The organism is Tabrizicola sp. (assembly GCF_016792905.1).
Taxonomy (GTDB): Bacteria; Pseudomonadota; Alphaproteobacteria; order Rhodobacterales; family Rhodobacteraceae; genus Tabrizicola.
In genome coordinates this window covers 118,363-129,650 of sequence record NZ_JAEULP010000026.1, presented here as the reverse complement: position 1 = coordinate 129,650, position 11,288 = coordinate 118,363, and the positions used below count along the sequence as shown (strand labels likewise).

Below are 11,288 nucleotides of genomic sequence, written 5' to 3'. Positions count from 1 at the left end.
ACACGGCCTGCGGGAAGGTGAGCTTCACCTCGCCGTCGGTGCCGCGATCGGCAAAGGCCGCGGGGGCAAGCCCCATCACGGCCACTGCGCCCAGAAGGGCGGCTCTCATTTTCATCGGGTCTCTCCTTGTTGGTTACGCTCTTGGTTCTTGAGTACGGCGGCCTCGGACGCGCCGGTTGATCCGGCGGCGGTTTTTGTCGGGTAAAGATGGCAGGCAACCAGGCGGCCCGGCTCGACCTCCAGCAGGTCGGGCTTCACCGTGCGGCAGATGTCCATCACCTTCGGGCAGCGAGTGCAGAAGTTGCAGCCCTTGGGTGGGTTGGCCGGAGAGGGCACGTCGCCCTTCAGGATGATCCGGTTGCGCCGCGCGGCAAGCTCGGGGTCGGGCTCGTTCACCGCCGACAGGAGCGCCTCGGCATAGGGATGCAGCGGGCGGCGGTAGAGGTCCTTGGACGGCGACAGTTCGGCGATCCGGCCCAGATACATCACCGCGACCTTCTGGGCGAGGTGGCGGACCATCGAGAGGTCGTGGCTGATGAAGAGATAGGTCAGGCCCAGCTTTTCCTGCAGGTCCTCCAAGAGGTTCACCACCTGCGCCTGGATCGACACGTCGAGCGCGGCGATGGGTTCGTCGCAGACGATGAAGCGGGGCTTCAGGGCAAGGGCGCGGGCGATGCCGATGCGCTGGCGCTGGCCGCCGGAGAATTCATGCGGGAAGCGGTTCACGAAGCGGCGGTTGAGGCCGACCTGGTCCATCAGCTCGTAAACCCGTTCCAGCTTCTGGTCGCGGGTCCAGTCGGTGTGTTCGTCCAGGGGTTCGCTGACGATTTCGGCCAGCGTCATGCGGGGGTTGAGGCTGGCCTGCGGGTCCTGAAAGACCATCTGCATGGTCGGGCGCTTCTTGCGCAGCGCTTCGGGCGCCATGCGGGCCACATCGTCACCGTCGATCACCACCCGGCCCGCAGTGGGTTCGTAGAGCCGCAGCATGGCGCGGCCCACGGTCGACTTGCCGCAGCCGGATTCGCCGACAAGGCCCAGGGTCTGCCCGGCCATGATGTCGAAGGACACCCCGTCCACCGCCTTCACGTCGCCGGTGTGCTTGCGGAAGATGCCCGTATAGATCGGGAAGTGCATCTTCAGGTCCCGGACCTGCACGAGCGGGGCGGGAGCGGCGTCAAGCATGGGCGGGCTCCTGCCGTGCCGGGGCGGTCCAGTGGCAGGCGACGTCGTGACCCTGGCCGATGGGCTGGCCATCGACGGCGCGGCGGGCCGGATTGGCGGCGTCGCAGGCGTCGAAGCGGTATTCGCAGCGGGCGCGGAACGGGCAGGCGGTCAGCGGGCCGGAAAGAATGGGGGGCTGGCCCTCGATCACCTTCAGCCGGGTTTCCCGGTCGCCGGTGATGCGGGGGATCGTCTGGAGGAGGGCGCGGGTGTAGGGGTGCTGCGGATTGGCGAACAGTTCCTTCACCGGGGCATGTTCGACGATCTGGCCGCCATACATCACCATCACCCGGTCGGCGATTCCGGCGATGACGCCAAGGTCATGCGTGATCCAGATGATCGCCATGCCCAACTTGCGGCGCAGTTCCTTCACCAGCTCCAGGATCTGCGCCTGGATGGTGACGTCGAGCGCGGTCGTGGGTTCGTCGGCGATCAGCACGTCGGGGTCGCAGGCCAGCGCGATGGCGATCATCACCCGCTGGCGCATCCCGCCGGAAAACTGGTGCGGATACTGGTAGAGACGATGTTTCGCGTCGGGGATGCCGACCAGGTCCAGAAGTTCCACCGCCCGGGTTTCGGCCTGGGCCTTGGTCATCTTCAGGTGCTTGATCAGCGGTTCCATGATCTGGTTGCCCAGCGTGAAGACCGGGTTCAGCGAGGTCATCGGGTCCTGGAAGACGAAGCCGACCTTGGCGCCGCGCACGGCGCGCAACTGGTCGTCCGACATCGCCAGAAGGTCCTTGCCGTTCAGGAGCACCTTGCCGCTGCGGATATCGGCCGGCGGCGCGGGCAGGAGCCGCAGAAGCGACATCATGGTGACCGACTTGCCCGAGCCGCTTTCCCCCACCACGCCCAGCAATTCGCCGGGCTTCAGGTGGAAGCTCACGTCATTGACGGCGTGGATTTCGCCGCCGCGGGTGCGGAAAACGGTCTTGAGGTCCCTGACATCAAGGACGGACGCGGCCCCATCGGCCATTCATTACTCCCCGCGACTTCTTAGGTCTTGTTATTATTGGCTGTTTTTTCAGCCTGACAACCTTTGGTTGCCCGTTGGTCTTCAACTCTTTCCGATTCCCGGCCTTCTATCAATCCCGATTTGCGGTGCGATTCCAGACTGTTCACCCGGCAGAATGACTGATCTTCGCGTCAATCTGCCAGATATTGACTCACCCGGCACCCAGGGACAGGCTGGCTGCCAAATGGTGTTCTGGCAAGGGAAATCGCGATGGAAGTGCTGACGCCGCGTCAGATTCTGGATCAGTTGGTCAGCTTTCCGACGGTGAGTCGCGAATCGAACCTGGCGCTGGTCGACTGGCTGGAAGGATACCTGTCGGGGCAGGGGGTGAAATGCTTCCGGCACTGGAACGAGGATCGGCAGAAAGCAGCGCTGATTGGCCATGCGGGGCCGTGGATCGAGGGCGCGGTGGTGTTGTCAGGTCATTCCGACGTGGTGCCGGTCGACGGGCAGGCCTGGACCTCGGACCCCTGGGTGGTGGTGGAGCGGGAGGGGCGGCTTTACGGGCGCGGGACCTGCGACATGAAGGGCTATGTGGCGCTGGCGGTCTGGGCGCTGGTCGAGGCTGAGCGGCGGGGAGTGGCACGGCCCTTGCAGTTGGCACTGTCCTATGACGAGGAGCTGGGCTGCACGGGCGCTCCGCCGATGATCGAGACGATGCAGGGGGTGGTGCCGAAGGGCGCGGTGGCGCTGATCGGCGAGCCGTCGCGGATGAAGGTGATCACCGGGCACAAGGGCGGGACCGGCTACAACGTGCATGTGAAGGGGTATGAGGTGCATTCGTCTCTGCTGCCCGAAGGCGTGTCGGCGGTGATGGAGGCGGCGCGGCTGATCAGTTGGGTCAATGACGAGAACGAGGCGATCCAGGCGGCGCCGAGGGGGGCGGTCGGGGGGCGGTTCCATCCGCCGTTCACGACGCTGCATGTCGGGCGCATCCAGGGCGGGACGGCGGACAACATCACCGCCGCCGACTGCCGCTTCGCGGTGGAGATGCGTTGCGTGCCGGATGACGATGTGGAAGCTCGCGCCGGGAGGTTCCGGGCGGCGGCGGAGCGGCTGGATGCGGCGCTGAAGGCGCGGCGGCCCGAGGCGGGGGTGCATCTGGAGCGGTTCTTCAACGTCTCGGCGCTGCGGCCCGAGGTGGAGGGCGAGGCGGAGGCTTTGGCGCGGGCGCTGACGGGGGAGAATGCGGCGGGGGTGGTGTCTTATGGCACCGAGGCCGGGCAATTCCAGGACGCGGGCTATTCGGCGGCGGTCTGCGGGCCGGGCGACATCGCGCAGGCGCATCAGCCGGATGAATACCTGGAGGTTTCCGAATTCGAGGCGGGACAGCGGTTCATGGAGCGGCTCTTGGAGCGGCTGGCGTGAGCTTCCGGATCTCCGAAGCCTCGCCCGTGCGGTTCGCCGCGACCCTGCCTGGGCGCGCCGATGTGGTGGTGATCGGCGGGGGCGTGATCGGGGTGATGACCGCCTGGCACCTCGCGGAAAGCGGGCTGTCGGTGGTGCTGTGCGAGAAGGGCCGGATCGCGGGCGAGCAATCGAGCCGCAACTGGGGCTGGGTGCGCCAGCAGGGCCGCGATCCGGGCGAGTTGCCGATCATGGTGGAAAGCCTGGCGATCTGGAAGCGTCTGGCCGCCGAGATGGGGGACGCGCTTGGGTTCCGCCAGACGGGCGTCCTCTACATGGCGAAGACCGAGGTCGAGATCGCGGGGTTCGAGGCCTGGAGCGAACATGCGCGCGCGCACCAGCTCGACACGCGGCTTCTGACGGCTGCCGAGACGATGGCGATGCTGAAGGGGGCAGTCGCGCCGTGGCAAGGCGGGCTTTTCACGGCATCGGATGCAAGGGCTGAACCTTGGGTTGCGGTGCCAGCGCTGGCGGCGCGGGCGGCAGAGATGGGCGTGGTGATCCGCGAGGCCTGTGCGGTGCGGGGGCTGGACCTTGCGGCGGGGCGGGTTGCGGGGGTGGTGACGGAGGCGGGCCGGATCGTCTGCGATCATGTGGTGGTCGCGGCGGGGGCATGGTCACGGTTGCTGCTCGACCGTCACGGCGTCCACATTCCGCAGCTGTCGGTGCTGGCTTCCGTCGCGGCGACCGTGCCGATGCCGGAGATATTTCCCGGCAACGCGGCGGACGACGATTTCGCCTTCCGCCGCCGGGCGGATGGTGGCTATTCCATCGCACCGGGAGGGGAGCACGATTTCTTCATCGGCCGGGGCGCCTTTGCGAGCCTGAAGTACTATCTGACGATCCTGAAGAAGGACTTCCGGTCGACGACCTTCCGTCTCGCGGCGCCGAAGGGCTTTCCCGACGCCTGGGGCACCCCGCGTCGCTGGGCGCTGGATGCCGAGAGTCCGTTCGAGCGCCAGCGCATCCTGAATCCGGCGCCGAACATGGCAACGCTTTCCCAGGTGCAGGACAGCTTTGCCAAGGCCTTTCCCGCGCTCGGCCGACCGAAGCTCAAGACGGCCTGGGCCGGAATGATCGACAGCCTGCCGGATGTGGTGCCTGTGGTGGACCACGCCCCGATCCCCGGCCTGACCATCGCCACCGGGATGAGCGGGCATGGCTTCGGCATCGGTCCCGGCATGGGGCGCGTCGTTTCTGATCTGGTGATGGGGCGACCGACCGGGCATGACCTGAGCCGCTTCCGGTGGTCGCGGTTCAGCGACGGCAGCAGGATCGAGCCCGGCCCCAGCCTTTAGTCCACTGTCGCCGGATAGCCCACCTTGTCCAGTGCCTGGATCAGCGCCTCGGCCGGGGCGGGGCCTGCGACCCGAACCTTGCGGTTCGTCAGGTCGACGGTCACGGCGCCGGCCTGCGGGACACCGGCGAGCGCTGATTCAACGGTCATCCTGCAGTGATTGCAGCTCATGTCGGGGACGGAAAGCGTGGTCATCCTGGGGCCTCTTGCTGCGGTCGCATGGTCCAGACCCGTGCGTCCGCGTCAAGAGGTGACGTGCAGAGGGCGCGTCTTCAAGGCCGCGCCGCCGGAAAATTCGGCGAATCACGTTTCCAAATCGCTTTAAACCGCCTAGACAGGGGGAATGTTTGCGGTAACAGAGACGTTCCCAACTGCCGCCATCGAAAGCCCGCTTGACCGTCGCCCCGTGGCGCTTAGGCTTTCTCAGGAGAAGACATTGCTGGACAAGCCCGTGACCGATCTGAGCGTGACCCCGAACATCCTGCAGGCCAGCATCCTGCGCCACCTGACCTTTACCGTGGGCAAGGATGCCCCCCACGCCAGCCCGCATGACTGGCGGATGGCGCTGTCGCACGCCATCCGGGACGAGATCGTCGAACCGTGGTTCGCCTCGACCCGCCGCACCTGGGCCGAGGACCGCAAGCGCGTCTACTACCTGTCGATGGAATTCCTGATCGGCCGCATCCTGGAGGATGCGATGATCAACCTCGGCCTTTATGACATGGCCGCCGAAGCGATGGCGCATTTCGGCCAGGACATCCGGGTGGTGATCGACGACGAGCCCGACGCGGCGCTGGGGAACGGCGGCCTGGGGCGCCTCGCGGCCTGTTTCATGGAATCGATGGCGACGCTTGGGTGCCCCGCCTATGGCTATGGCATCCGCTACGAACACGGGCTTTTCCGCCAGCATTTCGATCAGGGTCGCCAGATCGAGACGCCGGAAAACTGGCTGGCGCAGGCCCACCCCTGGGAATTCGCCCGTCCGGAAAGCGCCTATACCGTGGGCTTCAAGGGTGGCGTCGAGACCCGTGACGGGCGCGAGATCTGGGTGCCGCAAGAGACTGTGACGGCGGAAGCCTACGACACGCCGGTCATAGGCTGGCAGGGCAAATGGGCCAATACCTTGCGGCTCTGGGGGGCGAAGGGGACGCGGAATTTCGACCTCGAACGCTTCAACCGCGGCGACTACACGGCGGCGGCGGAACCGGAGACGCTGGCCCGCACGCTTTCCCGCGTGCTGTATCCCGATGACACGACCTATCAGGGCAAGGAGCTGCGGCTGAAGCAGGAGTTCTTCCTGACCTCGGCGGCCTTGCAGGACATCCTGCGGCGCTACCTTGCGAACCATTCTGACCTGCGGGCGCTGCCCCGGCATGTGGCGATCCAGATGAACGACACGCATCCGGCGATCGCCGGGCCGGAGCTGATCCGGCTGCTGACCGACGAGCATGGGCTGGAGTTCGACGAGGCGCTGACCATCGCGCGGGCCTGCCTGGGGTATACCAACCACACGTTGTTGCCGGAAGCGCTTGAAAAATGGGCGACTTTCATGTTCGGCAACGTGCTGCCGCGCCACATGCAGATCGTCGAGCGGATCGACAGCTGGCACCGCCGCGCCTATCCGAACCGGCCGCATTATGTCGGGATCGTCAAGCATCAGGAAGTGCGGATGGGGGAGCTGGCCTTCATCATGTCGCACAAGGTGAACGGGGTTTCGGCGCTGCATTCGGACCTGGTCAAGAAGAACCTGTTCCCGGAACTGAACGGGCTGCATCCGGGGCGGATCATCAACCAGACCAACGGCGTGACCCCCCGGCGCTGGCTGCGGATGGCGAACCGGCCCTTGTCGGCCTTGATCACGAAGACCATCGGGACCGGCTGGGAGGCTGATCTGGACCGCCTGCGCGAGCTGGAGCCGCATGTGGCGGAGGCAGGCTTCCGGGCGGATTTCGCCGCAGCCAAGCGCGAGAACAAGGTGGCGCTGTCGAACTGGATCGGACGCGAGATGGGGATTGCCGTATCGCCCGACGCGCTGTTCGACGTGCAGATCAAGCGCATCCACGAATACAAGCGGCAGCTTCTGAACATCCTGGAAACGATTGCACACTGGCATCGGGTGCGGTCGAACCCGAAAGGGCCATGGGTGCCCCGGGTGAAGGTTTTCGGCGGGAAGGCCGCGCCGGGTTATGCGGTGGCGAAGGAAATCATCAGGCTTATCAATGACGTGGCGGTGGTTGTTAACAGCGATGCGGTCACGAAGGACCTGCTGAAGATCGTCTATCCGGCGAACTACAACGTGACAATGGCGGAACGGGTGATCCCGGCGTCCGACCTGTCGGAGCAGATTTCCACGGCCGGGAAAGAGGCTTCGGGCACCGGGAACATGAAATTCATGATGAACGGGGCCGTGACCATCGGCACGCTCGACGGCGCGAATGTCGAGATATTGCAAGAGGTTGGCGCGGAGAACTTCTTCCTGTTCGGCCTGACCGCCGAAGAGGTGGCGAAACGCCGCGAGGACCCGGATCACGCGAAGAAAGCGATCGAAGCCAGCCAGCCTTTGCTTGATGTTCTCCAGATGATCGCCGAGGGGCGCTTCTCTCCGGATGAGCCGGGGCGCTACCATGGCCTTGTCCATGGCATCTGGCATTCGGACTATTTCCTGGTCGCCTCGGACTTCGCGGCCTATCACGCGGCGCAGGCGCAGGTTGATGCGGCCTATGCCGATCCGGACCGCTGGTGGAAGATGGCGGCGCTGAACACGGCGCGGAGCGGGTTCTTCTCCTCCGACCGGACGATCCGCAGCTACATGGACGAGATCTGGCAGGCGACATCCGCACTCTGACGCGCTTTCGGGGAGGAGAGCATGGCTGAGACGACACTGGACAGGGGCGCGGCCGAGGCGATTGCCGGGGGCTGGCATGGTGATCCCTTCGGCGTGCTGGGACCGCACAAGGCGGCGAAGGGCTGGGAGGTCCGGGCCTTCGTGCCGGGGGCGGATCGGCTGTGGCTTCTGACCGGCAAGACGGTGGTGGAGGCGGCGGCATATCCCGGGCTGCCGGGCCTGTTCACCGTGCCGATGGCACGGAAGGGGAACTACAGGTTCCGCGCGGAAGGTCATGGAAATACGTGGGAATTCGAGGACCCCTATCGGTTCGGTCCGGTGCTGGGGGAGATGGACGAGTACCTGCTGGGCGAAGGCAGCCACCGCCGCTTGTGGCAGGCGCTCGGCGCGCATGTGCTCGCGCATGAGGGCGTCGATGGCGTCCATTTCGCGGTCTGGGCACCGAATGCGGAGCGGGTTTCCGTTGTGGGCGATTTCAACGTCTGGGACGGGCGGCGGAACGCGATGCGTCGGAGGGGCGCGACGGGGGTGTGGGAGATCTTCATTCCTGGTCTGGGGGAAGGCACGGCCTACAAATACGAGATCAAGGGGCCGGGCGGGGCGGTGATGCCCTTGAAGGCCGATCCGGTGGGGTTCGGCTCTGAACATCCGCCGGCAAATGCTTCTGTCGTCAGGACAATCCGGGGCGACTGGAATGACGGCGCTTGGATGTCCGCGCGCGCCGAAAAGCACACGACGGACGCGCCGATTTCGGTCTACGAGGTGCATCTGGGGTCGTGGAAGCGGGCGCCGGGAAACCGGATGCTGAGCTATGAGGAACTGGCCGAGCAGCTGGTCGATTATGCCGCCGACATGGGCTTCACCCATATCGAATGCCTGCCGGTCAGCGAATATCCGTTCGACGGGTCCTGGGGTTATCAGCCGGTCGGCATGTTCGCGCCCACGATCCGGCACGGCACGCCCAGCGAATTCCGCGCCTTCGTCGATGCGGCGCACCGGAAGGGGCTGGGGGTGATCCTCGACTGGGTGCCGGGGCATTTCCCGACCGACCCGCATGGGCTGGGGCGGTTCGACGGGACCGCTCTCTATGAACACCAGGACCCGCGCGAGGGGTTCCATCAGGACTGGAACACGCTGATCTACAACTATGGCCGGGTCGAGGTGAAGAACTACCTCGTCTCCAACGCCTTGTATTGGCTGGAAGAATACCACATCGACGGGTTGCGGGTGGATGCGGTGGCCTCCATGCTCTACCGCGACTATTCCCGCAAGCACGGCGAATGGGTGCCGAACAAGGATGGCGGCCGCGAGAATTACGAGGCGATCGACGTCCTGCGGTCGACCAATATCACCGCCTATGGCGAATGTCCCGGGATCATGACGATTGCCGAAGAATCGACCGCCTTTCCCGGCGTGTCGCGACCGGCAAACTGGGGCGGGCTGGGGTTCGGGTTCAAGTGGAACATGGGGTGGATGAACGACACCCTGTCCTACATCCAGAAGGACCCGATCTACCGGAAGTACCACCACCACCAGATGACCTTTGGCCTGGTCTATGCCTGGTCGGAGAATTACATACTGCCGATTTCCCATGACGAGGTTGTCCACGGCAAGGGCAGCATGCTGTCGAAGATGCCCGGCAACGGGTGGGAAAAGTTCGCCAACCTGCGGGCCTATTACGGCTTCATGTGGGCGCATCCGGGCAAGAAACTTCTGTTCATGGGGCAGGAGTTCGCGCAAGGGGCAGAGTGGAACAACAACCAGAGCCTCGACTGGCATCAGCTTGATATTGCGGAACATAAGGGCATGCAGCGGCTGGTTCGCGACCTGAACCGGGTCTACCGCGATACTCGCGCGCTGCATGTGAACGACACGCGGCCCGAGGGGTTCCAGTGGATTGAATCCAACGATGCGGAAGCCGGGGTCTATGCCTGGGTCCGCAAGGGGGGGGACTCGGACAAGCCGGTTGTGGCCGTCGTCAACATGACGCCGCTGGAGCGCAAGTACCGGCTTGGGCTGCCACATGCGGGCAAGTGGCGCGAAATCCTGAACACCGATGCCGAGGTCTATGGCGGGGGCAACCGGGGCAACCTGGGAGGGGTGGCCACGGAGAAGACACCCTGGCACGGCCAGACGCAATCGGCGCTGGTCACGCTGCCGCCGTTGTCGGCGATCTATCTGCAACAGGACTGAACAGGGGCGGGCGAACCGCCACAGGGGAGGGAAGACCATGAAAGCAAGACCGAACCAGCGCCTGTCTTCGCAGGCCATGGCTTTCGTCCTGGCCGGGGGGCGCGGCAGCCGATTGAAGGAACTGACCGACCGGCGGGCGAAACCGGCGGTCTATTTCGGCGGCAAGACGCGGATCATCGACTTCGCGCTGTCGAATGCGCTGAACTCCGGTATCCGCAAGATGGCGATTGCCACGCAATACAAGGCGCACAGCCTGATCCGCCACGTCCAGCGCGGCTGGGGCTTTTTCCGGGCCGAGCGGAACGAATACCTGGACATCCTGCCTGCCAGCCAGCGGATGGACGAGGTGAACTGGTATCGCGGCACCGCGGATGCGATCGCGCAGAACATCGACATCATCGACAGCTACGGCATCAGCTATGTGATCGTGCTGGCGGGCGATCACATCTACAAGATGGACTACGAGGTGATGCTGCGCCAGCATGTCGAGGCCGGGGCGGACGTGACCATCGGTTGTCTCGTAGTGCCCCGGATGGAGGCCCGCGCCTTCGGCGTGATGCATGTCGACAAGACGATGCGGATCACCGATTTCCTGGAGAAACCGAAGGACCCGCCATCGATCCCGGGCGACCCGGACCATGCGCTTGCCAGCATGGGGATCTATGTCTTCGACTGGGCCTTCCTGCGCGATCTTCTGATCCGCGACATGCAGGATGACAATTCCACGCATGACTTCGGCTTCGACCTGATCCCGAACATTGTGAAGAACGGAAAGGCGGTGGCGCACAAGTTCTCGGACAGCTGCGTGATGAGCGGCCTTGAGACCGAGCCCTACTGGCGTGACGTCGGGACCATCGACGCTTTCTGGCAGGCCAACATCGACCTGACGGATTTCATCCCGAAGCTGGACCTCTACGACAGCGCCTGGCCGATCTGGACCTATGCCGAGATCGTGCCCCCCGCGAAGTTCATCCATGACGAGGACGGGCGGCGCGGATCGGCGGTGTCGTCTCTGGTGTCGGGGGATTGCATCGTCTCGGGCTCGGCGGTGTCGAACAGCCTGTTGTTCACCGGAGTCAGGACGCATTCCTATTCCAGCCTGGAATATGTGGTGGCGCTGCCGCAGGTGACGGTCAACCGCAAGGCGCAGTTGAAGAACTGCGTGATTGATCGCGGGGTGGTGATCCCGGAAGGTCTGGTGATCGGCGAGGATGCAGAGGCCGATGCCAAGTGGTTCCGCCGGTCCGAAGGGGGTATCGTGCTGATCACGCAGGAGATGCTGGACGCGCGGGCCAAGGCGCTCGGCTGAC

General features: G+C 65.0%; 8 protein-coding genes. 5 read left to right on the top strand and 3 right to left on the bottom strand.

Going from position 1 to position 11,288, the window contains the following annotated elements; all coding sequences use genetic code 11:
* Nucleotides 1–111: 111 nt before the first annotated feature.
* Both JNL31_RS05665 and JNL31_RS05660 read right to left on the bottom strand, forming a co-directional pair.
* The gene (locus tag JNL31_RS05665) at nucleotides 112–1,182 is read right to left on the bottom strand and encodes an ABC transporter ATP-binding protein (protein WP_294970938.1); all 1,071 of its coding nucleotides are present in this window, start codon (nucleotides 1,180–1,182) and stop codon (nucleotides 112–114) included.
* Nucleotides 1,175–2,197: an ABC transporter ATP-binding protein gene (locus JNL31_RS05660; RefSeq protein WP_294970936.1), complete on the bottom strand. Its 1,023-nt coding sequence runs from the start codon at nucleotides 2,195–2,197 to the stop codon at nucleotides 1,175–1,177. Before JNL31_RS05660 ends, JNL31_RS05665 begins: the two co-directional genes overlap by 8 nt.
* Before the next feature lie 249 nt (nucleotides 2,198–2,446).
* On the opposite strand from JNL31_RS05660, the gene argE reads away from it, so the two are divergent.
* On the top strand, nucleotides 2,447–3,604 hold the full coding sequence (argE, locus tag JNL31_RS05655) for an acetylornithine deacetylase (RefSeq protein WP_294970934.1): 1,158 nt from the start codon (nucleotides 2,447–2,449) through the stop codon (nucleotides 3,602–3,604).
* Nucleotides 3,601–4,941 (top strand): FAD-binding oxidoreductase, encoded by a 1,341-nt coding sequence (locus JNL31_RS05650; RefSeq protein ID WP_294970932.1) that lies wholly within the window; start codon nucleotides 3,601–3,603, stop codon nucleotides 4,939–4,941. The genes argE and JNL31_RS05650 overlap by 4 nt, the downstream gene beginning before the upstream one ends.
* On the opposite strand, the gene JNL31_RS05645 is transcribed toward JNL31_RS05650, so the two are convergent.
* Complete coding sequence (locus tag JNL31_RS05645; RefSeq protein ID WP_294970930.1) at nucleotides 4,938–5,135, bottom strand: heavy-metal-associated domain-containing protein; 198 nt, start codon at nucleotides 5,133–5,135, stop codon at nucleotides 4,938–4,940. The genes JNL31_RS05650 and JNL31_RS05645 overlap by 4 nt on opposite strands.
* Nucleotides 5,136–5,283: 148 nt before the next feature.
* On the opposite strand from JNL31_RS05645, the gene JNL31_RS05640 reads away from it, so the two are divergent.
* The 3 genes from JNL31_RS05640 to glgC are packed head-to-tail and all read left to right on the top strand — an operon-like array spanning nucleotide 5,284 to nucleotide 11,287.
* Nucleotides 5,284–7,785: a glycogen/starch/alpha-glucan phosphorylase gene (locus tag JNL31_RS05640; RefSeq protein WP_294970928.1), complete on the top strand. Its 2,502-nt coding sequence runs from the start codon at nucleotides 5,284–5,286 to the stop codon at nucleotides 7,783–7,785.
* Between the two features lie 21 nt (nucleotides 7,786–7,806).
* Nucleotides 7,807–9,978 (top strand): 1,4-alpha-glucan branching protein GlgB, encoded by a 2,172-nt coding sequence (gene glgB, locus JNL31_RS05635; protein ID WP_294970927.1) that lies wholly within the window; start codon nucleotides 7,807–7,809, stop codon nucleotides 9,976–9,978.
* A gap of 37 nt (nucleotides 9,979–10,015) precedes the next feature.
* Entirely contained in the window at nucleotides 10,016–11,287 is a 1,272-nt protein-coding gene (gene glgC, locus JNL31_RS05630) for a glucose-1-phosphate adenylyltransferase (RefSeq protein WP_294970925.1), read from the top strand.
* Nucleotide 11,288: the final 1 nt, after the last annotated feature.

What these genes read in the sequence shown, in the direction of transcription:
- JNL31_RS05645 (WP_294970930.1), bottom strand. Translation starts at nt 5,135, where the DNA reads ATGACCACGCTTTCCGTCCCCGACATGAGCTGCAATCACTGCAGGATG.
- JNL31_RS05660 (WP_294970936.1), bottom strand. Translation starts at nt 2,197, where the DNA reads ATGGCCGATGGGGCCGCGTCCGTCCTTGATGTCAGGGACCTCAAGACC.
- JNL31_RS05640 (WP_294970928.1), top strand. Translation starts at nt 5,284, where the DNA reads ATGTTTGCGGTAACAGAGACGTTCCCAACTGCCGCCATCGAAAGCCCG.
- glgC (WP_294970925.1), top strand. Translation starts at nt 10,016, where the DNA reads ATGAAAGCAAGACCGAACCAGCGCCTGTCTTCGCAGGCCATGGCTTTC.
- glgB (WP_294970927.1), top strand. Translation starts at nt 7,807, where the DNA reads ATGGCTGAGACGACACTGGACAGGGGCGCGGCCGAGGCGATTGCCGGG.
- argE (WP_294970934.1), top strand. Translation starts at nt 2,447, where the DNA reads ATGGAAGTGCTGACGCCGCGTCAGATTCTGGATCAGTTGGTCAGCTTT.
- JNL31_RS05665 (WP_294970938.1), bottom strand. Translation starts at nt 1,182, where the DNA reads ATGCTTGACGCCGCTCCCGCCCCGCTCGTGCAGGTCCGGGACCTGAAG.